The following is a 20,469-nucleotide window of genomic DNA, read 5'->3' on the forward strand; positions in this document are numbered from 1 at the left end:
GCCAAAAAAGATAAATAAGAGGGGAAAGGAATTTCCCCTTTTTTAATGGCCGGACGGACCACACAAAAATGAAATTTCTCGATCAGGCGAAAATTTACCTCGAAAGCGGCAAGGGCGGCCCCGGCTGCGTCAGCTTCCACCGCGAAAAATTCGTCGAATTCGGCGGTCCCGACGGCGGCAACGGCGGTCGCGGCGGGGACGTCATCATCGAAACCGCCGAAACACTCAATACACTGATTGATTTCCGCTACCAGCAGCATTTCCGCGCCGAACCCGGACAAAACGGCATGGGCCAGAACCGCACAGGCGCCGACGGCAAGGATTGCATCATCAGAGTGCCCGTAGGCACCGTCATTCTAGCGGAGGATAGAGAAACCGTTCTGGCCGATTTCAACGAACCCGGCCAGCGGGTCGTTTTTCTCAAGGGCGGCGACGGCGGTTTCGGCAACGCCCATTACAAAAGCTCCACGAATCAGGCACCCCGTAAATTCACCCCCGGCTGGCCGGGTCAGGAGGCCGCAATCTGGCTGCGCCTCAAACTCATCGCCGATGTCGGGCTGGTGGGATTACCGAATGCCGGAAAATCCACCTTTCTGGCTTGCTGCACCAACGCCAAACCCAAAATCGCGGATTATCCCTTCACAACTCTGCACCCGAATCTGGGCGTCGTCAAAGCCGGGGAATTCGATTTCGTGATCGCAGATATTCCGGGGTTGATCGAAGGCGCGCACGAAGGCCACGGCCTCGGTGACCGCTTTCTCGGCCATGTTGAGAGAACAAGCGTCCTCCTGCATCTCATCGACTGTACGCAGGACGATCTCCCCGGCGCATACAAGACGATCCGCAAAGAACTCGAAGCCTACGGCCACGGCCTGAAGGACAAACCGGAAATCATCGCCCTGACCAAGGCCGACGCCCTCGGCCCCGAACTGGCGCAGGATCAGGCTAAAATCCTGAAAAAAGCCATAAAGAAGGACATCATCGTGATCTCCGCCATCGCGCAGGACGGCATCAAGCCCCTGCTCTTCAAGCTGGCCGAAATTGTGCGCGAAAACCGCCAGCGGGAAAGAGAACTCAAAAAATCCCGGAGCGCCTGACAGATGACCACGGTACAAAAAAAGCATAACATCCTCTCCGCGCATCAGGTACTCAGAAACTCCCGATTCCTGGTCATAAAGATCGGCTCCGTTCTTATTCGCGGCAAGCAGATGGATGAGGTCAACACGGCATGGATGGAATCTCTGGCGCAGGACATCGCCGATCTCATGAAAAAGGGGATCAAGGTTGTCGTCGTCTCCTCCGGCGGCATCGCCCTCGGACGCAAGGCGCTCGGCATCCCGGCGGATATCGCCCCCGGCGCGATCCGGTTGGAGCAAAAGCAAGCCGCCTCCGCCGTCGGTCAGTACCATATGTTCAACGGCTACTTCAAAGCCTTCTCAAAAGTCGGAATAACAGCCGCGCAAGTCCTCCTGACCATGAGCGAAACGGAAAACCGCCGCCTGAACCTCAACGCCCGCGAAACGCTCTATACGCTCTTGGATAAGGGCATCGTCCCGGTCATCAACGAAAACGACACGGTCTCAACCGGGGAAATCCGCTTCGGCGATAATGACCGCCTCAGCGTCCGCGTCGCCCAGATGATCCAAGCCGATACCGTGCTTCTGCTCTCCACAACACATGGCCTCTACACCGCCAACCCCGACCTCGACCCGTCCGCGCAACACATCCCAGTCATCGAACAACTGGAGGAAAAACATCTCCAGATGGCCGGATCGGCAATAGCAGGCCTCAGCACCGGCGGGATGAAAAGCAAGATCGAGGCCGCGCAATCAGCAACCCGTTCGGGGATCAGCATGGTGATCGCCAACGGCCGCGATAACCATATCCTCAAAACTTTGATGGATGATCCTGCCCGCCCCTCCAGCCTCTTCGTCGCACAAAAAAGCGAAGCCGGTGCGAAAATGATCTGGCTGCAAAGCCATATGCGCCCCAAGGGCATCGTCATCATCGACGATGGCGCACTAAAAGCCCTCAAGGGCGGCAAAAGCCTTCTACCCGTCGGCGTAAAAAGGATCGAAGGCCATTTCCAGCGCGGCGACGCCATAGAAATTCGCACCCTTGAAGGTAAAAAAGTCGGCATGGGGATCAGCGCCTATGATATCGCCGACGCAACCCTGATTGTCGGCAGGAACACGGCCGATATCGAAAAAATTCTCGGCTACACAGGCCGCGACGAGCTGGTTCACCGCAACGATATGGTTCTCGAACTGAAATAAACCCTGTATAGTGGCGGGGTTTTGTAAAATAAATGGCGTGGCAAGAAATGCGGACCGACACACCCAAAACCATCCACCTCAAGGATTACGCCCCTTACCCGTGCAAGGTACTCAGTCTGGATTTATCGTTCGACATCCGCGACTCCCAGACTCGCGTCACCGCAAAAACCCGTTACAAAAAAACCGAAGGAAAAATAAGGGAAATCTTTCTCAACGGCGAAGACCTGAACCTTGAAAAACTCCTCGTAGACGGTGAAGAGTATAAAAACTGGAAGCAGGAGGAAAACGGCCTGCGCCTAACGTGGCCCGAGGGAAAGGACGAATTCAACCTCGAAACCCATACGGTCATTTACCCCGACCTCAACACAAGACTCGAAGGCCTCTATAAATCCGGTGACACCTACTGTACTCAATGCGAGGCCGAAGGCTTTCGCCGAATAACTTTTTTTCCCGACCGCCCGGATATCCTCACAATCTTCACTGTCCGCATAGAGGCCGACCAAAAATCATGTCCCGTCCTGCTCTCGAACGGTAACAAAACATCCGAAGGAAAATTGGAGAATAACCGCCATTTCACAATCTGGCACGACCCTTTCCCCAAACCGTGCTACCTGTTTGCATTGGTAGCGGGCGATCTCACGCATATCCAAGACATATTCACGACAAAATCCGGCCGGGAAGTCGATCTTTACATCTACGTCCGCCCCGGCGATGAAACGCAATGCGACCACGCGATGGAATCCCTCAAGAAATCCATGAAATGGGACGAAGATGTCTACGGCCTCGAATACGACCTCGATCTTTTCAACATCGTGGCGGTCAGCGATTTCAACATGGGCGCAATGGAAAACAAATCGCTCAACATTTTTAATACCGCCCTCGTCCTCGCCCACCCGGACACGGCAACCGACACCGACTTCATGCGCGTGGAAAGCGTCATCGCCCATGAATACTTCCACAACTGGAGCGGCAACCGCGTAACCTGCCGCGACTGGTTCCAGCTTTCCCTGAAGGAAGGTCTCACCGTCTTCCGCGATCAGGAATTCTCCAGCGACCTGCACTCCCGCGATGTGCAGCGCATTGATGATGTCACCCACCTGCGGCGATTCCAATTCCCGGAGGATGCTGGCCCCCTCGCCCACCCCGTGCGACCGGACAACTACATCGAGATCAACAATTTCTATACGATGACGGTCTACGAAAAGGGCGCCGAAGTCATCCGCATGATGCGGACCATCATCGGCCCCGAAAACTACCGTAAGGGTACCGACCTTTATTTCAGCCGCTTCGACGGGCAGGCCGTGACCTGCGACGACTTCGCCGCTTGCATGGAGGAAGCCAGCGGCATGGACCTGACCCAGTTCAAGCTCTGGTATTCTCAGGCCGGAACACCTTCGCTAACCTTCAAAGGCCTCTATGACTCGGTCACTAAAAACTACACCATCACCTTGGCCCAGCACACCCCCGACACGCCAGGCCAAAAGGAAAAGCAACCGATGCACATTCCGGTCGCTCTCGGACTTATCGGACCGGACGGGCAAGAGATCACCCTCGGTGAAGGAAAAAAGACAATAATCCTGCATCTGAAGAAAAAATCAGACAGCTTCACGATGGAAAACATTCCCCAGCATCCCGTCCCCTCAATCATGCGCGGCTTTTCCGCCCCGGTAAACCTCAAGGACGATCTCACGAGCGAAGACCACGCTTTCCTCATGATTCATGATACCGACGGGTTCAACCGCTGGGAGGCGGTTCAGGATTTCACCCTCCATGTGCTGGATAAAATGATGGACGAAGGCGCGGAAGTGCCCGTCAATTACATCAACAGCTTCGGCCTTCTTCTCAAAAAGGCGCAGGAAGAAGACTCCGACAAGGCGCTTTTCGCCCGCATGATCCACATCCCTGAGGTTCCACAGATCGGCCTGCTCAGAAAGGAAATTGACACAGACGCCATCGACCATGCCCGCGAAGACCTCATCAGCACCCTCCTAAGCCATCACGCCGCAACGCTAAAGGAACTATACGAAGGTAATAAGGATCAAGGCCCAGTCTCCACTTCCTCCGAAGCCATGGGCCGCAGAGCACTAAAAAACACCACACTTCACCTCATCACCAACAAACAGATGAAGGAAGACGTCGATCTCTGCAAAAAAGCGTACGATGAGTCTGTGTGCATGACCGATCGCATATCCGCCCTGCACCGCTTGGCTGCGTTCAGGACATCGGTTTGCTATGAAGCCATAGAGGATTTCTACAACCGCTTTAAATCCTACCCCCTCGTCATCGACAAATGGTTCGCGGTCCAGGCGATGGCCGTGCGTTCTGATACTCTGGATGTCCTGCAAAAACTCAAGCTGCATCCTGATTTCAATATCCGCAACCCGAACCGCGTGCGCTCGCTATACGCGGCTTTCGCTATGAACAACCCCGTCTGCTTCCATGCCAAGGACGGCAGTGGTTATGAATTCCTGCGCGAAGCCGTATCGGATTTAAACCGCATCAACCCGCAGATCGCGGCACGGCTGCTGACCCCCCTCAAGGAATGGAAACGCTACACGCCCGAGCGTCAGGCCTTGATGAAAAAAGCTCTGACCTCTATCCTCGAAATAGAGAATCTCTCGCCGGACGTCTATGAGATCGCCAGCAAGAGCCTGCAAAACTGATCAACCTTCCATCAGGACTCCATGCCTGATTTCGAATATGAAGACAGACACGAAGGACTCGTCTGCGGCCTCGATGAAGTCGGCCGCGGCCCGCTGGCTGGTCCCGTTGTCGCCGCCTGCGTGGTGATCCCGCCCGATCAGCGCCACCACGATTTTATCAAGGGCATCAACAACAGCAAAAAATTGAGCAAACAAAAACGCGCCGCGCTCAGCAATCTGATCCTCTCTATTTTTCCCTCGGCAATAATTGAGATCTGTGTTGAAGAAATCGACAAAATCAACATTCTGCAAGCCAGCTTGCTTGCCATGCGCCGAAGCTGCGAACGTGTCTATAAGATCATGCCGATAAGCCACGCCCTCGTGGACGGCAACAAGGCACCTGAACTCCCCTGCCCCTCGACCACAATTATCAAGGGCGACGACAAATCCCTCTCCATTGCCGCCGCCTCCATTATCGCTAAAGTCTACCGTGACACATTGATGGAAAAATTGGCGAAGGAGTTTCCTGGTTACGGCTGGGAAAATAATATGGGCTACCCGACCGCTGATCATATCGCAGCCCTCGACCGCTACGGCATCACCGCCCACCACCGAAAGTCGTTCGGCCCCGTAAAAGTACGCCTCCAGAAATCCGCTTGATCTTCCATCTCACGATTCCATAACAAATCATTGACTCTATTTATGGAATCAGGATTCAAAAAAAACTTTTTTATCTTGACCGGGACTCGCATTTCCCCCATGATTCGGTCATTCAAAATTGACGGAGTCAAAAATGTCCAGACAGAAAAAAAATCTGCTCACAGATTCTATCGTGGTGGGAGATTGCATAAAAATCATGCGCCAGCTTAAGCCGGAATCCGTGGACTGCATTTTTGCCGACCCGCCCTATAACCTCCAACTCAACGGTGAACTGCATCGCCCCAACAACACCCGCGTCGATGGCGTGGATGATGAATGGGACCAATTCGAAAGCCTGAAGGCCTACGACGAATTCACCCGCGAATGGCTCTCCGCCGCCCGCGACCTGCTCAAGCCCGACGGCTCCATCTGGGTCATCGGCAGCTATCACAACATCTTCCGCCTCGGCTACATTCTGCAAGACCTCGGCTTCTGGATTCTGAATGACGTGATCTGGCGCAAATCCAACCCGATGCCAAATTTCCGCGGCCGCCGCTTCACCAACGCGCACGAGACAATGATTTGGGCATCAAAATCAAAAGACTCAAAATACTGCTTCAACTACGAGGCAATGAAGACTCTGAACGAAGACCTGCAAATGCGGTCTGACTGGTACCTGCCTCTCTGTACGGGGGCCGAGCGACTGAAAGACGTTGACGGCAAGAAGGCGCACCCGACGCAAAAGCCGGAATCCCTTCTCTACCGTGTCCTTCTTTCTTCAACAAGGAAAGACGACGTAGTCCTCGACCCCTTCTTCGGAACGGGAACGACCGGCGCGGTCGCCAAAAAACTGGGGCGCAAATATATCGGCATCGAACGCGATGCCCGCTACGCCGCCTTCGCAAAGGAACGCATCAAGGACATCGAGCCGCTGAAAGATAAACTTGTGGAAACGAACGCCAAACGTGAAAAACCGCGCATCCCGTTCGGCTCCCTTATCGAACAGGGTCTTTTGCCTGCAGGTGCAATTCTGACAGATGCCAAGAAAAAGCACGCCGCCACCGTCCACGCAGACGGCTCACTGAGCCTGCAAAACCGCCTGGACAACGTCCAGGGGTCGATCCACAAGGTCGGAGCAGTCGTCCAGAACGCACCCTCCTGCAACGGATGGACCTTCTGGCATTACAACGACAACGGTAAGCAAGTGCCTATCGACCAACTCCGTGAAAGGATGCGCTACGCAAAGATTGAGGCCGTGTGAAGTGACAGCAACGAACTACGACAAAATAATCATAGAAGAGCTTACGCTATCTATGTCGATAGGAATATACGAAGCCGAAAAAATAAACACACAGAACGTGTGCATAAATCTGACACTTGATCTTACAAGCTCACCTGTTGAGGGCAAGAAAGCAATAAATGATGTCTTGTGTTATAAAGAACTGACCGACAGCATCAGAAAGTTGGCAAAATCGCGTCACTTCGATCTAGTAGAAGAATTAGCTGAGGAAATCTGCAGTCTGTGCTTAAGAGACAGCCGAGTGGTTGCTACTACGGTACGCGTTTTCAAAACCGAAATCATGAAAGATATAAAAAACATCGGAGTAGAAATCTACAGAACGCAGTTGCAGAAACGCATAATTCCTAGAGTCTAAACTTAATAAATCACCCATAACCAGTTGTAAAAGAGAAAACTGAGAACGACAAAAAATTTTTGCAGCAGCCCGTGCTTTGTCCCCAGCCGATCGATAACCTCTTTCGATACGCCGCTTATTGAGTACAGCCCCTAGTGCAGCATACCTTTATCTTTAATCTTTTCTCTTAGCGCCTTATATTCAACAAGAAGTTTCTCACTAACGGCTTTCGGATCAGAAGTGTCAAGAAAAGACTTAGAGTAAAAAAGCGTCTTTCCACCCGGATCAGCAAAAATATCAAAGCCCTCCATCACCGCAAGTGTCTGTAGAGCAGTGTAACCACCTAGGGATGAATTTTCGAGTTTCCTAAACGCAAAAATTTTAGCATAAAAAACGAGGTAAGCTTTACGAAGCTTGTACAGATTATGTTTAACTCTCCTCTTCTCTGGGAGTTTTTGAAAAATTTTATTTTTATCAGAAATATACTGTAAAGCTACATCAACAGGCACAGGTATATAGGTTAAGGTAAAAGGACGACTGACTTCAAGAATAACACTAAAAGGGAATCCCTCCATCTGTTTGCTTGGAGAGCCACATCTAACAGCCTTAAAGCTATCCGTCGTGAACATCTCAAATCTTCTGATAGCTTGGATTTGGCTCACAGGATCAATTTTAAATGCGCGTCTCTCCATATCATAATCAAGCAGATTTAACTCTTGCTTAAACTCAAAACGGGTAGGAAATTGCGACCTGCTGGAAATAATAAATTTACGCGTAGCGTCTTTAATCTCCTTCATATCAAATTCAGAACTGATAAACCGCTTAAGCAGGGGGCATTCATTAATACGAAGATAGTTTTCAATATGTGCTTCATTTTCCACATCGACAAAATTAATGGCAAAATAAAGGTGAGAGAGAGCCTTCATCGTCGGCTTCTCGTAGAAATACTTTCTGTTTGACTGGGGCGTACCTTCCACAAACTCTGCAACTGGCATATCAGGCGGTAGATCTTCAAGCTGAACAATATCCGAGTCTTCCTCTGACTTTTGTTCAGAAAAATCCGCAACAACAGGACCAGAAGCAGGCTTCAAAGGCTCGGAGGTTTGCGCATCTGCCGAATAAACAAAGCCGCATAAAGCCGGAAAAAACAAACCCAAGCACAAAGCCGAACAAAGATATCTATAAAACATATGTCACCGCATTACTAACAGGTAGAAACATTATACGTTATTGTCCGGTAAGCTTCAATGCCGCCCCCACCCATGCAATCTAAAAACACGATAAGCCTTGGAAAAAAGGGTCGGAAGACCAATTGAGTCTAGACGAATAACATCGCACCAAAAATAATTGGCAGGATGCTTAAATTTCGCTTGAACACGAGCCCCGCGCAGATTCAATCTTAAATTGAAGTGAGTAAATTCATGTTGGACAGTATGACTAATTATTTCACATTCAATATCCTCTAAATCGCTCAGAAAATCGTCTTGTACTAATGGATATTCCCACCCCGAAGTAGGAAAACCGACCGTACCACCCAAAAGACCACGAGGATGACGTCGGTGAAGTAAGACCCGCATATCTTCATCTTGAACCCAATAAACTTTGCCTTCGCGCTTATCCTTTGGAATAATTTGTTGTTTTATTTCAGTATGTTGCACGCCGGTTCGGGTGCTATGCTCGCTAATAAAGTCACAACCAAGACGGCCAACATGACAATCAAAACATCGCGGCGCCCTGGGTATGCAGACCGTAGCCCCAAGATCCATAAACGCCTGCGCCAGATCCCCCGGTCTTGCATCATAACCCTCGAAATAAGCACGGGCATGGTCCTTGGCCCCTTTCTTGACGCTCTTGGCATCGCCTGACAACCCGTGCACCCGCGCCATAACCCGCTCAACATTGCCGTCCACGACAGTTGCGGGCTTGCCGAAAGCAATGGCCCGGATCGCCGCGCTGGTATACTCCCCGATCCCCGGCAGCATCATAAGCTCCCTCTGAACCTCGGGAAACACCCCTCCTCGCTCATAGGCCACGATCTGGGCACACTTATGCAAATTCCTAGCCCGCGCATAATAGCCAAGTCCAGCCCACTCCTGCATGACATCGTTGATATCGGCAGCGGCAAGCGCAAAAACATTGGGCCATAAGGCTGTAAACTTGAGAAAATACGGAATGACAGCGGTCACGGTCGTCTGCTGCAGCATAATTTCCGAAAGCCAGACTTTATAAGGCTCCGGCGTCGCCCCGGAACGGTAGCGCCAAGGCAAATCCCGCGCATTCGCATCGTACCATTCAAGAAGAGCCTCCCTGAAAGTCTCAACCTTGTCAGGCTCACGCCGTTTCTTTACCCTTGTCTTTGCCTTTTTCATGATTCTCACAAGCGAAACCCACCGATGCGCCCCCTCTCGGAACCCGTCTCACGTATATCAGGCAAGACCTTCAGCCGCAAATACATCGCTCTGGGCCGCATCCTCTCGGAATGGGAGCAGATTGTCGGACCCGAATTCTCCGGCAAGGCCATACCCGTAAAGCTGAATTACCGGAAAAATGGCAAGACCGACAAAACCCTGGCCTCGCTGGACATCGCCACCTCCGACGCACAGGCCACCGCCCTGCATTACCAGAAGGACTTAATCCTGGAGCGCATCAACAGGGTCTTCGGGCAGGGTTGGATCGGCGATATCCGCTTTGTTTCCGTACCGGGAAGGGCAGCCAAAACCCCCGAGAAACCAAAAAGACCCTTGACGGAAGACGAAAAAAAGTTTCTATCCGGTATGCTTGAAGCGCTTGAGGATCAGGAGCTTAAGGCAAAATTGGAAGTTATAGGCCGGGAAATACTGAAGAGATCGTAAATATGAAAGTCACAGCCATCACCCTGCGCGCAGGACACGTCATCGACTACAACGGAAAGCTGTGGGTCGTGGTCAGCAACCAGATCATCCAGCCCGGCAAAGGCGCCTCGGTCTCACAGGTCGAGATGCGTGACGTCCGCAGCGGCGCGAAGGATAACGTGCGCTTCCGTACACAGGAAACCGTGGAACGCGTCAGGCTCGATCAGGACGAATATCAGTACCTCTACACGGAAGGTGACGAAGTTCACTTCATGCATACCGAAAACTTCAACCAGATTCACGTTTCAAAGGAACTGATCGGCCCCCGCGCCGCCTTCCTTCAGGAAGGCATGATTATCGAGATCGAAACCTACGAGGGCGAACCTCTGGGCTTTGAATTCCCGGACAGCTGCGTCCTCGAGATCGTGGAAGCCGAACCCGTAGTAAAGGGACAAACTGCCACGACATCCTACAAGCCCGCGATTCTCGAAAACGGCGTGAAGATTATGGTCCCCCCGCACGTGGGATCGGGCACGAAGGTCGTCATCAGGATCGAGGACGGCACCTACATCGAACGTTTCAAGGGCTGATTTTCATATGCCATCCCATTCTGCCCTGATGAACGTCATGCTGCGCGCCTCTGAAAAGGCAGCGCGGTCTCTAATCAGGGACTTTAACGAGGTCGAAAATCTTCAGGTCTCCATGAAGGGTCCGGGGGATTTCGTCTCGGCAGCGGACCGTCGGGCAGAAGAGATAATTTTCACAGAACTCAAAAAGGCCCGCCCGGACTACGCCTTCCTCATGGAGGAATCCGGCGCCATCGACGGAAACGGGGCCGATGCCGAATACCGCTGGCTCATCGACCCGCTCGACGGCACCACGAATTTTCTTCACGGACTCCCCCACTGGGCCATTTCAATCGGCCTCGAGCATAAGGGCGAAGTCATAGCAGGCCTTATCCACGATCCGGTCAAGGACGAAATTTTCCACGCCGAAAAGGGATCCGGCGCCTTCATGCGCCGCCGCCGCTTAAGAGTCTCAGGGCGTCAGGATCTGATGCTGGCCACGATTGCCACCGGCGCTCCGCGCCGCTCCGCCGAATCCCGTACACAATTCATGAAGGAATACAGCGCCATGATCGCCGTCGCCCCCGGCCTGCGCCGCTTCGGCGCCGCCGCGCTCGATCTGGCCTATGTCGCCGCCGGCCGCTACGAGGGCTTCTGGGAACGCAACCTCAAGCCCTGGGACGTCGCCGCGGGCGCAATAATCGTAAAAGAATCCGGCGGCTATATCGGCGACCTCGACAGCTCCGCAGCGAACCCGGTGGAAACGGGCAACGTCATCGCCGCCAACGACCGCCTGTTTGAACCGATGGCTAAAATCCTCAAGGCCGCGTGACCCCCCATGACCCGCACGGTTAAAACCTTAGCCACACTGATCCTTCTTCTTCTGCCGACAGCAACCCTCGCGCAGGATTGGTCAAACATCGACAACCGCGCCGCATCGACAACCGTGACGGAAACAAGAATTGTCCCGCAGGTGGATATCAGCCACGCCGCGTCCGGCAGCGAGAAAAATGCGGGGAACGTCATCAGCTTCAACATGGCTCCCCTGCAGGTCGAGTTAACAGCCGAGCAGCAGGACTTTCTCAGCCGCTACGTTCTCGCCCCTCTGAACGCGAATCCCAACCTGCGTCTGGCGATCCAGAGTCTTGCCCGCACGAACCCGGACGACCGCTACGAATCCACCCGTATCGCCATCGCCCGCGGGTTGGAGGTGCGCCAGTTTTTCATGGACCGCAAAATCCTCTCCAAGCGCCTCGTGAGCCAACCGTTAGGCATCGGTGAAAAACCCGCCGACGACGACCGCATAGACCTCCTCCTCTTCGAATAAAAGCTGCAAAGCAGGCGGAACAGGTGTGGATAATAACGCCCAAAAACCGCACAATTCTTGACTTTTTCAGGATTTAGGTGTGGGATATGGCCCATTCACCGCCAGAACAGGAGACATAAGGATGTCGGGAAATCAGGACTCGCCGGACAACAAGCCAAAAAAACAGGGATACAGCACGATCATTCTGTTAGTCGTTCTGGCCGTGGTCTTCTTCAGCTATAAGACCGTGAATCACAAGGAACCGACAATCCCCGAAATGCCCCTGACAAAGGAAGAGGCGGTCTCAGAGGTCTCAGCCCCATCCCCGGAACCCTCCTCAGGCACAGCGACAGAGGAAACCGCGCAGGCGCCCGTAGCCGCGGACGAGCCTGCCACGTCTCAGGAACCACCGGCGGCAGAAGAATCTGGATCGGTGGAAACCGAAAACACCGAAGAAACGGCGGAATCCTCTGAAATCGAACAACCGACGGCCACCGAAGCCCCTCCAGCACTGGACATCGCCAAACTCTCCGTCCCGCGCACGATGGGCAAGGCGGACGCCCCCCTGAAAGTGACCGAATACGCCTCCTTCACCTGCCCGCACTGCGCTCATTTCCATCAGGACAGCTTCAAGAAGCTCCAGACGGACTTCATCGATACGGGCAAACTGCACTTGACCTTCTCGGACTTCCCGACCAACCTCCCGGCGGTCCAGGCCAGCAAGGTCGCACGCTGCATCCCGGACGAAAACTACTTCAACTTCGTAACGCTTCTCTTCCAAACGCAAGACGACTGGTCCACGAAGCCCGAGTACCAGAAACTTCTGAAACAGAATGCCCTGATCGCTGGTATTGACGAAAAAACATTTGAAGCCTGCATCAACAGCGAAGATCTGCAGAAGGCCATTTTGACCGAAGTGGAAAAAGCCAACAAGGAAAAGAATGTGGACGGCGTCCCCACACTGATCTTCGACGACGGCCAGCTGATCTCCGGCAATATGCCCTACGAAGAGATGAAAAAGATCATTGAGGACAAGCTCTCGAAGCTTGAGAAAAAATAAATCTAAAGAGTAAAACTTCGGATGGTTCAGTTCACGCGCCTGCGTCTGAGCGGGTTTAAATCCTTCGTTGACAGAACGGAGCTTGAGATCGGGCCGGGCCTGAACGGCATCGTGGGGCCGAACGGCTGCGGCAAGTCCAATCTGGTCGAAGCCCTGCGCTGGATAATGGGCGAAAGCTCCGCAAAGAAAATGCGCGGCGACGGGATGGAGGATGTGATCTTCGCCGGAACCGACAAGCGCAGCGCCCGCAACATCGCCGAAGTCTCCGTCATCCTCGACAACTCCGCCCGCAAGGCGCCCGCCGCCTATAACGGTCTTGAGGAAATCGAGATCATCCGCCGGATCGAACGCGATCACGGCTCCAGCTACAAGATTAACGGCAAAAACGCCCGCGCTCGCGACGTGCAGATGCTCTTCGCCGACACCCTGACCGGCGCAAACTCCCCCGCCCTCGTCTCGCAAGGTCATATCACCCGCATCGTGAACGCCAAACCCGCCGACCGTCGCCTCGTGCTCGAAGAGTCCGCGGGCGTATCCGGCCTTTACGCCCGCCGCCATGAGGCCGAATTACGGCTAAGGGCCGCAGATACCAACCTCCTGCGCCTCGACGATGTTCTGGGCGGCATGGAAACCCGCTTGTCTTCCCTCAAACGCCAGTCGCGTCAGGCCACGAAATACAAGAACCTCAGCGCCCAGATCCGCCAGTTCGAAGTCATGATCGCCTGGTTGGAATGGCAGGTCTTACAGGAAAGACACGACACGCTTCACCGGGAATTCGCAACGATCGAAAGCGACGTCGCGCAAAAAATGGCCGCCGTGGCCCAATTAACCAAAACCCAGACCGCCCAGTCCGCCGACCTTCCCGATCTCCGTAAAAAGGAAACCGAGGCCGCCGCCGCCTTGCAAACACAAAAAATAACACTCCAAAGAATGGAGGAGGACGAACAACGGCAGTCCAAGCAGATCGAAGAGGCAAAAAATAACCTCGCGCAATGCGAAAAAGACGAAAAGCACGAAACCCAAACCTTCGAGGAAAACTCACGGTCTCTGGAAAAAATCCAGCACGAGCAGCAGGAAATTCTCTCCGTCCGCCAGAATGAGGACGAAATCCTGACCCGCAAGGAAAAAGATAAAGCTGAGTTGCATACCCGCCTGACAGCCTGCGAGGAACGCTTCACCTCCCTCAAGGAATCGATGGCGGAATCCCGCGCCCAGCGTTCGGCTCTCGACACCCGTGTCAAATCCGGCACGCAGCGCCTTTCCCTTCTGGGCGAACGCAAGACAAAACTGGAAGCGGACATAAAGGGGCTCGAAGTCGGCGAAGATAACTTAAGCGAAATCAGGCGTCTTGAGGAAAAAATCGCCCAACTGGAAACAAAGCTTCACGCTCTGAACGCTCAGGTGGATGGAAAGAAAATAGCCATCCAGACGGCCGCTGAGAAAACGGAAAAATCCCGCTCCGAATTATCGTCCGCAGAAAAAACCTTCTCCGAATTTTCCTCAGAAATGGCGACACTGGAGAAATTTTTCGCCGCCGACCGCGGGCAGGATTTCAAGCCCGTTCTGGACAGCATCACGACGGAACCCGGTTTCGAGAAGGCGCTCTCGCGGGCTTTGGGCGATTCCCTGACCGCCTCGCTGGAGACCAAGGCACCCGCCTACTGGCAAACCGTTGACCGTAACCTCGAAAGCAACACCCTGCCGGAGGGTTCACGCCCCCTCCTGCCGATGGTTAAGGCGCCCGAAGAACTGCACCTCGCCCTTTCCCTGATCGGCCTCGTGGAAACACGCGAGCAGGGCGACACACTGGCCAAGGCACTAGGCCACGGCCAATCGCTGGTTTCCGCAGCCGGGGATTACTGGCGCTGGGATGGCCTGCGGGTCAAGGCCTCCGCCGCCGACCGCCACAGCCAGTATATCGCCCAGAAAAACCGCCTCGCCGAACTCGAAAAATTCAGGGCGGTGCATGAGAAAAAGCTTAAGACCGCCCGCACAGAACTCGAAACCGCCCGCGAATCTGAAAAAGCGGCCCGCCAGGATTACGAAGACACCCTCCAGAAAATCCGTGACCTCGAAAAGGAGATTAACGCGGCCAAACCTGCCCTCATCCGTATCAAGGAAAAAATCGCGGGCATTGAAAACGAAAGCAAACGTCTGGCCGAGATGCTGAAAACCCTGCAGGACGATCTTCTGGTCGCCCAAACATCCTTCGAAACGGATCAGGCGGAACTGATGGCTCTGGGACAAACCGCTTCCACGGAAAAGGAGACAGAACTGGCGGCCACTCAGGAAACTCTCGCGCAAATCCGCGATAGCTACCGCGAAGCCGTCCGCGACTTCGACATTTTCCGCCAGCAGCAAAGCACCCGCCAGGCAAGGCTGCAAGCCTTGGCCGACGACCGCGTCAGCCTCCAGAACCGTACCATCCGCGCCCGGGAACAACTAAAAAACCTGGCCGAAAGAAGAAAAGCGCTGGAGGAAAAACTGGAGGAACTGAAAAAGCAGCCCAAAGACCTCAGCGCGGACCGGGAAAAACTCCTCGAAAAACTCTCTTCCCTCGAAACCGAACGCACCCGTCTGGCCGAAAAACTCGCCGAACGCGAAGCCGAAGTAGCTGAAACCTCGAAAGCCTTACGCACAGCGGAGCTGGGCCTAGGATCGGCGCGGGAGGAACGCGCCCGCATCCACGCCACCCTCGCAGCGATAACCGACCAGCGCAGGGAAATGGAGACCTCCATACAGGAACGCTTCCAGATGAACCCATCCGCCCTGCCCGAACAGGCGGCCGAAGACCTCGTCAACTATCAGGGGGGCGATATCGAAAGCCTCAAAAAGCGCAAGGACAAGATCGCGCAGGAACGCGAATCCATCGGCCCGGTCAATCTTCAGGCGGATAAAGAAGCCGACGATCTCGAAAAGGAAGTCTCCGCCCTCATCCGCGAGCGCAACGAACTCATGCAGGCCATTGAGGAATTACGCGGCGCGATCATCAGGATCAACAAGGAGGCCCGTACCCGCCTCCTGCAGGCCTTCGACCACGTCAACGCGCACTTCCAATCCCTCTTCGGTCGCCTTTTCGAGGGCGGCAAGGCGCATCTGGCCCTGATCGACTCTGCGGACCCACTGGAGGCCGGCCTTGAAATCTTCGCCCAGCCGCCTGGAAAAACCCTGCAATACCTCTCCCTTCTTTCGGGCGGTGAGCAGACCCTGACCTCCATCGCACTGATTTTCGCGATGTTCCTGACCAACCCCTCCCCGATCTGCGTCCTTGATGAAATCGACGCGCCGCTGGATGACGCGAACGTAGACCGCGTCTGCACCCTTCTTGAGGAAATCGCGGAAAGAGGCGAAACCCGCTTCATGGTGATTACGCACCACCGTCTGACCATGGCCCGCATGGACCGTCTTTACGGCGTCACCATGACAGAAAAGGGCGTCTCCCAACTGGTGTCCGTAGACCTTCAGCGCTCCCTTGATTTCCGCGATCAGAAAGTGGCCTGACCCCATGAGCACAAGCGGACCCGACAACCAGGACTTCGAAACCCGCCTCAAGGAGGCCAAATCCGAATTCGAGAAAATGGAAATCCAGGCGGGAAATAAAGGTCCGCAGGAACCCTCCGAAGGCGCGATCCGCAGCGGCCACGCCGGGGCCGAGTTTCTGGCCAACGTCTTCGCCGGAGCCATCATCGGCTACCTGATCGACAGCTTTGCGGGCACCCGCCCCTGGGGCATGATCGGCATGATGGTTCTGGGCTTCGTCAGCGGCGTGATCCGCGCCAACGCCGCCATGCGGGAAAACAATAAAAAAAATGCCGGAAAGCCATAAAACGGGCATTGCACCCCCCAAAAAAATGCGCTACAACCTTTAAAATTTTAAGGATTTAGGCTCCGGAGAGGTTCTAAGTGGCTAGTCCCGTTCATCAATTTGAGATTCAAAGATGGATTGAGATTCCTTTGGGATCGTTCGACGCCTCTTTCACCAATTCCGCTTTCGCCATGCTTCTGGCTGCTGTAGGTTCTATAGGCTTCCTCACGATAGCGATGAAACAGCGGGCTGTTGTCCCCGGTCGTTTGCAAATGACCGCAGAGCTTCTCTATGAATTCGTCGCCAAGATGGTCAAGGGCAATATCGGCCATAAGGGGCTGCACTACCTCCCCTTCGTTTTTACGCTCTTTGTCTTCGTGCTGATGGGCAACCTTCTGGGCCTCATCCCCTATATGTTTACCTTCACGTCGCACCTGATCGTAACGGCCGGTCTGGCCCTGATGGTCTTCATCACGGTTTTTGCCTTCGGCCTCTATAACCATGGCCTGCACTTCTTTTCGCTGTTCCTGCCGCCCAATGTTCCGTGGTGGCTAATTCCGTTTATTATTCCAATCGAAATTGTCTCTTACTTCGTCCGCCCACTGACCCATTCCGTCCGTCTTTTTGCCAACATGATGGCCGGACATATCGTGTTGAAGGTCGTGGCGTCTTTCGCGGTTGCCGCCGCGGGAATGGGCGCTTTATGGACGGTTTTAGGCGTTCTCCCCGTATTCGTGAACACGGCGATGATGCTGTTCGAGCTTTTGGTAGCGTTTGTTCAGGCCTACGTCTTTGCGATTTTGGCTTGCGTCTATCTGAAGGATAGTGTTGATCTTCATCACTGAAGGGTTTGGCCGCGGCCGACGTTCGGCAACGGTTTGGTTTTGACTAAAAAAAAGGTAGAGGAAACAAAAAATGGAAGTAGAAGTAGCAAAATTGATCGCCGGTGCACTCGTAACGATCCCCGCTTTTGGCGCGGCTCTGGGCCTCGGTATGTATTTCAAATCCTACAACGATGCTCTGGCCCGTAACCCGGAGACCAAGGCTGCGCTGGATGAGAAATACTTCCTCAGCCTGGCCTTTATCGAAGCTCTGGGCATTATCCCCATCGGTATCGGCGCAGCGCTGCTGTTCGCTTAATCCACGAGCCTTGCGGGAAAGTCCGATGTTCAGCCCGACTCTGCGGCCACGGTTCGTCAAGCGCCTGAGCGTAATGGCACTGCCTTTGTGTGCGCTGGCCCTCCTGTTCGCGGGTCAGTCTCTGGCCGCAGATATGCCGCCCATGCCTCACACCGGGGACGCGCTGCATACGGAAGGTACGGTCTCCGATCCACACGCGGCGGAATCCGTGTCGCCCCATGCCGACTCCGGCCACGCGCAAACGGAGCATGGCAACGGCGGCGGTGAACATCATGGCTCCGGCGGATTGCCACAGTTGGACCCCTCGACCTTCCAGACCCAGCTTTTCTGGCTGTTCATCTTCTTCACCGTGCTATACATGGTGTTTTCGAAAAAGAACCTGCCGGAAATCAGCGCCGTCGTGGAAAATCGGCGCACACGCATCCAGAACGATCTGGACGCCGCCGAAAAACTGAAAACCGAGGCAGACTCCGTGAAGCAGACCTACGAAGAGGGTATGGCCAAAGCTCAGGCGCAGGCATCGAAATATTTTCAGGACGCTGAAAACACCATCCGTAATAATTCCGAGGCGGCGCTAAAAACCTTCCTCGACAAATCCCAGTCTCAAATCGAAAAAAGCGAAACTGCTATAGACGCCGCCCGCCAGAAAGCCCTCGCGGACATCGACGATCTCTCGGCCGAGCTCGGACGCATGGCCGCGGAAAAAATCATCGGCGTCAAGCTTGACGCCGCAAAGGCCGCCTGAGGAGGAAAACGCTCATGGAATTTCTGCTCAAGCCCGAACCCTGGATGGTCATGTCCTTCCTCCTCTTGGTGGGCATCCTGTGGAAGTATGGAAAACCGGGAATTCTGGCTCAGCTCGACGCCCGTATCGAGCAGATCCGTAAGGAACTTGTCGCCGCTGAACTCCTCCGCAACGAAGCTCAGGCGCTCCTGAGCGAATATAAGCGCAAACAGGCCGACGCCGAGAAAGAAGCGCAGCGGATCGTGGAAAACGCGAAAAAGGGCGCTGAACAGCTGCGTCATAGCGCCGAAGCCGAACTCAAGGAAACCGTCGCCCGCCGCGAAAAGCAGCTCACCGACCGCCTCAAGCGGATGCAGTTCGACGCCGAGCAGGAAATTAATGCCTACGCCTCCCGCCTGACCATCGAGGCGGCGCAGCGCATCATCGCCGAAAAACTTGACAAAAGCGGCTATGAGGCGCTACTTGAAAAATCCATGGCCAATGTCGGCCAGCAGGGCAAAACGCTGAACTGACCGGCCCCGGAAAGGGCGAAAAGGCTCTTTGATGGCTGATACGGCAATAAAACAATCCTCCGAAGACATCGTCAACGCACTCGGCAAAGAGGCCAAGTCCGCCGCCTTTATCATGGCGCAAACCCCGACGGACAAAATTAACGCCGCGCTCAAGACTCTTGCCCGCGCCCTGCGCGAAAATGTCTCCTCCTTGCTCGAAGCCAACAAAAAAGACCTGGCATCAGCCACTCAGCGTGGCCTCACCGCCGCCATGATCGACCGCCTGAAGCTCGACGAAAAACGCATAGAGAGCATGGCACAGGGTGTTGAAACCGTCATCGCGCTCGACGATCCGACAGGAAAAGTCCTCTGGTCAGCAATCCGCCCGAACGGATTGAAAATTGAGCGTATCGCCGTCCCCATCGGCGTCTTGGGCATGATCTACGAATCCCGTCCGAACGTCACAGTCGATGCCTCCATTCTCTGCCTGAAGTCACACAATGCGGTCATCCTGCGCGGCGGCTCCGAAAGTTTGCACAGCTCCCTCGCCCTGCATAAACTCATTCAGGACGCACTCGAACAATCCGCCCTGCCAAAGGCCGCTGTCTCCATGATCCCCGTCAGCGACCGCGAAGCCGTGGGCGCGATGCTCAGAGCCTCGGAATATATCGACGTCATGATCCCCCGCGGCGGACGCGGCCTGATCGAACGCGTAATGAACGAGGCGCGGATGCCCGTCTTCGGACATCTGGAGGGCTTGTGCCACATTTATGTCCACCCGACCGCAAAACCCGAGATCGCCCGCAACGTGACCCTCAACGCCAAGATGCGTAGGACCGGGGTGTGCGGCGCCATGGAAACCCTCCTGCTTGACAAAAACCTCGACAAAAATGTGGCAAAGCAAATCCTTGCCCAAATAATCGATTCCGGCTGCGAGATTGTGGGCGATAAAGAGTCCCAAGCCCTCGACCCGCGCATCGGTAAAGCCACTGAAGACGATTGGCGCACCGAATATCTCGACGCCAAACTCAGCTGCCGGATGGTGGACGGGGTGCAGGCCGCGGTCGAACATATCAATTTTTACGGCTCTCATCACACCGACAGCATCCTGACTGAAGATGCACAAGCTGCAGAATATTTTCTCAAAAACGTGGATAGCGGCATCGTCCTTCACAATGCTTCCACGCAATTCGCCGACGGCGGAGAATTCGGCATGGGCGCAGAAATCGGCATAGCCACGGGCAAAATGCACGCCCGCGGCCCCGTAGGACTGGAGCAACTTTGCACCTATAAGTATCTGGTACACGGAACCGGCCAGACCAGACCCTGAACAT

The 20,469-nt window shown here is 54.4% G+C and carries 20 protein-coding genes; 18 read left to right on the top strand and 2 right to left on the bottom strand.

What is annotated here, in order from left to right:
* The first annotated feature begins 68 nt into the window (after positions 1-68).
* From obgE to IPN28_08920, 6 genes are all read left to right on the top strand, one after another.
* Positions 69-1,097 (top strand): GTPase ObgE, encoded by a 1,029-nt coding sequence (gene obgE, locus IPN28_08895; protein QQS56405.1) that lies wholly within the window; start codon positions 69-71, stop codon positions 1,095-1,097.
* A 3-nt stretch (positions 1,098-1,100) separates the two neighbouring features.
* Complete coding sequence (locus IPN28_08900) at positions 1,101-2,276, top strand: glutamate 5-kinase (GenBank protein ID QQS56406.1); 1,176 nt, start codon at positions 1,101-1,103, stop codon at positions 2,274-2,276.
* 47 nt (positions 2,277-2,323) lie between these two features.
* Entirely contained in the window at positions 2,324-4,939 is a 2,616-nt protein-coding gene (gene pepN / locus IPN28_08905; GenBank protein QQS58582.1) for an aminopeptidase N, read from the top strand.
* Between the two features lie 21 nt (positions 4,940-4,960).
* Positions 4,961-5,578: a ribonuclease HII gene (locus tag IPN28_08910; GenBank protein ID QQS56407.1), complete on the top strand. Its 618-nt coding sequence runs from the start codon at positions 4,961-4,963 to the stop codon at positions 5,576-5,578.
* Between the two features lie 133 nt (positions 5,579-5,711).
* Complete coding sequence (locus IPN28_08915; protein ID QQS56408.1) at positions 5,712-6,818, top strand: site-specific DNA-methyltransferase; 1,107 nt, start codon at positions 5,712-5,714, stop codon at positions 6,816-6,818.
* A gap of 1 nt (position 6,819) precedes the next feature.
* On the top strand, positions 6,820-7,212 hold the full coding sequence (locus IPN28_08920; protein QQS56409.1) for a dihydroneopterin aldolase: 393 nt from the start codon (positions 6,820-6,822) through the stop codon (positions 7,210-7,212).
* 131 nt (positions 7,213-7,343) lie between these two features.
* On the opposite strand, the gene IPN28_08925 is transcribed toward IPN28_08920, so the two are convergent.
* The gene (locus IPN28_08925) at positions 7,344-8,381 is read right to left on the bottom strand and encodes a DUF4852 domain-containing protein (GenBank protein ID QQS56410.1); all 1,038 of its coding nucleotides are present in this window, start codon (positions 8,379-8,381) and stop codon (positions 7,344-7,346) included.
* Positions 8,382-8,435: 54 nt separating this feature from the next.
* Positions 8,436-9,560, bottom strand: coding sequence for an A/G-specific adenine glycosylase (locus tag IPN28_08930; GenBank protein QQS56411.1), 1,125 nt, complete (start codon positions 9,558-9,560; stop codon positions 8,436-8,438).
* Between the two features lie 24 nt (positions 9,561-9,584).
* On the opposite strand from IPN28_08930, the gene IPN28_08935 reads away from it, so the two are divergent.
* The 12 genes from IPN28_08935 (at position 9,585) to IPN28_08990 (ending at position 20,465) form a co-directional block, all read left to right on the top strand.
* Positions 9,585-10,043, top strand: a complete 459-nt coding sequence (locus tag IPN28_08935) for a DUF721 domain-containing protein (GenBank protein ID QQS56412.1) — start codon at positions 9,585-9,587, stop codon at positions 10,041-10,043.
* Positions 10,044-10,045: 2 nt separating this feature from the next.
* Complete coding sequence (efp, locus tag IPN28_08940; protein ID QQS56413.1) at positions 10,046-10,612, top strand: elongation factor P; 567 nt, start codon at positions 10,046-10,048, stop codon at positions 10,610-10,612.
* A gap of 7 nt (positions 10,613-10,619) precedes the next feature.
* A complete protein-coding gene (locus tag IPN28_08945) occupies positions 10,620-11,420 on the top strand; it encodes an inositol monophosphatase (protein ID QQS56414.1) in 801 nt (266 codons plus the stop codon).
* A gap of 6 nt (positions 11,421-11,426) precedes the next feature.
* Complete coding sequence (locus IPN28_08950; protein ID QQS56415.1) at positions 11,427-11,915, top strand: hypothetical protein; 489 nt, start codon at positions 11,427-11,429, stop codon at positions 11,913-11,915.
* 121 nt (positions 11,916-12,036) lie between these two features.
* Complete coding sequence (locus IPN28_08955; GenBank protein QQS56416.1) at positions 12,037-12,954, top strand: thioredoxin domain-containing protein; 918 nt, start codon at positions 12,037-12,039, stop codon at positions 12,952-12,954.
* Between the two features lie 21 nt (positions 12,955-12,975).
* Positions 12,976-16,455 carry a chromosome segregation protein SMC gene (gene smc / locus IPN28_08960; protein QQS56417.1) on the top strand — a complete coding sequence of 1,160 codons (3,480 nt, stop codon included), beginning with the start codon at positions 12,976-12,978 and terminating at the stop codon, positions 16,453-16,455.
* Between the two features lie 4 nt (positions 16,456-16,459).
* Entirely contained in the window at positions 16,460-16,780 is a 321-nt protein-coding gene (locus IPN28_08965; protein ID QQS56418.1) for an AtpZ/AtpI family protein, read from the top strand.
* A gap of 77 nt (positions 16,781-16,857) precedes the next feature.
* Positions 16,858-17,604, top strand: coding sequence for a F0F1 ATP synthase subunit A (locus IPN28_08970; GenBank protein QQS56419.1), 747 nt, complete (start codon positions 16,858-16,860; stop codon positions 17,602-17,604).
* A gap of 70 nt (positions 17,605-17,674) precedes the next feature.
* Entirely contained in the window at positions 17,675-17,899 is a 225-nt protein-coding gene (locus IPN28_08975) for a F0F1 ATP synthase subunit C (protein ID QQS56420.1), read from the top strand.
* Positions 17,900-17,924: 25 nt separating this feature from the next.
* Positions 17,925-18,644: a hypothetical protein gene (locus IPN28_08980; protein ID QQS56421.1), complete on the top strand. Its 720-nt coding sequence runs from the start codon at positions 17,925-17,927 to the stop codon at positions 18,642-18,644.
* 14 nt (positions 18,645-18,658) lie between these two features.
* Complete coding sequence (locus IPN28_08985; protein QQS56422.1) at positions 18,659-19,156, top strand: hypothetical protein; 498 nt, start codon at positions 18,659-18,661, stop codon at positions 19,154-19,156.
* Positions 19,157-19,187: 31 nt separating this feature from the next.
* Entirely contained in the window at positions 19,188-20,465 is a 1,278-nt protein-coding gene (locus IPN28_08990; GenBank protein ID QQS56423.1) for a glutamate-5-semialdehyde dehydrogenase, read from the top strand.
* Positions 20,466-20,469: the final 4 nt, after the last annotated feature.

The sequence above is a fragment of the Alphaproteobacteria bacterium genome (genome assembly GCA_016699735.1).
GTDB lineage: Bacteria > Pseudomonadota > Alphaproteobacteria > Micavibrionales > Micavibrionaceae > JAGNKE01.

Excerpts from the sequence above, each read along its gene's own strand:
- obgE (QQS56405.1), top strand. The coding sequence starts at position 69 with ATGAAATTTCTCGATCAGGCGAAAATTTACCTCGAAAGCGGCAAGGGC.
- IPN28_08900 (QQS56406.1), top strand. The coding sequence starts at position 1,101 with ATGACCACGGTACAAAAAAAGCATAACATCCTCTCCGCGCATCAGGTA.
- pepN (QQS58582.1), top strand. The coding sequence starts at position 2,324 with ATGCGGACCGACACACCCAAAACCATCCACCTCAAGGATTACGCCCCT.
- IPN28_08910 (QQS56407.1), top strand. The coding sequence starts at position 4,961 with ATGCCTGATTTCGAATATGAAGACAGACACGAAGGACTCGTCTGCGGC.
- IPN28_08915 (QQS56408.1), top strand. The coding sequence starts at position 5,712 with ATGTCCAGACAGAAAAAAAATCTGCTCACAGATTCTATCGTGGTGGGA.
- IPN28_08925 (QQS56410.1), bottom strand. The coding sequence starts at position 8,381 with ATGTTTTATAGATATCTTTGTTCGGCTTTGTGCTTGGGTTTGTTTTTT.
- IPN28_08930 (QQS56411.1), bottom strand. The coding sequence starts at position 9,560 with ATGAAAAAGGCAAAGACAAGGGTAAAGAAACGGCGTGAGCCTGACAAG.
- IPN28_08935 (QQS56412.1), top strand. The coding sequence starts at position 9,585 with ATGCGCCCCCTCTCGGAACCCGTCTCACGTATATCAGGCAAGACCTTC.
- efp (QQS56413.1), top strand. The coding sequence starts at position 10,046 with ATGAAAGTCACAGCCATCACCCTGCGCGCAGGACACGTCATCGACTAC.
- IPN28_08945 (QQS56414.1), top strand. The coding sequence starts at position 10,620 with ATGCCATCCCATTCTGCCCTGATGAACGTCATGCTGCGCGCCTCTGAA.
- IPN28_08950 (QQS56415.1), top strand. The coding sequence starts at position 11,427 with ATGACCCGCACGGTTAAAACCTTAGCCACACTGATCCTTCTTCTTCTG.
- IPN28_08955 (QQS56416.1), top strand. The coding sequence starts at position 12,037 with ATGTCGGGAAATCAGGACTCGCCGGACAACAAGCCAAAAAAACAGGGA.
- smc (QQS56417.1), top strand. The coding sequence starts at position 12,976 with ATGGTTCAGTTCACGCGCCTGCGTCTGAGCGGGTTTAAATCCTTCGTT.
- IPN28_08965 (QQS56418.1), top strand. The coding sequence starts at position 16,460 with ATGAGCACAAGCGGACCCGACAACCAGGACTTCGAAACCCGCCTCAAG.
- IPN28_08975 (QQS56420.1), top strand. The coding sequence starts at position 17,675 with ATGGAAGTAGAAGTAGCAAAATTGATCGCCGGTGCACTCGTAACGATC.
- IPN28_08980 (QQS56421.1), top strand. The coding sequence starts at position 17,925 with ATGTTCAGCCCGACTCTGCGGCCACGGTTCGTCAAGCGCCTGAGCGTA.
- IPN28_08985 (QQS56422.1), top strand. The coding sequence starts at position 18,659 with ATGGAATTTCTGCTCAAGCCCGAACCCTGGATGGTCATGTCCTTCCTC.
- IPN28_08990 (QQS56423.1), top strand. The coding sequence starts at position 19,188 with ATGGCTGATACGGCAATAAAACAATCCTCCGAAGACATCGTCAACGCA.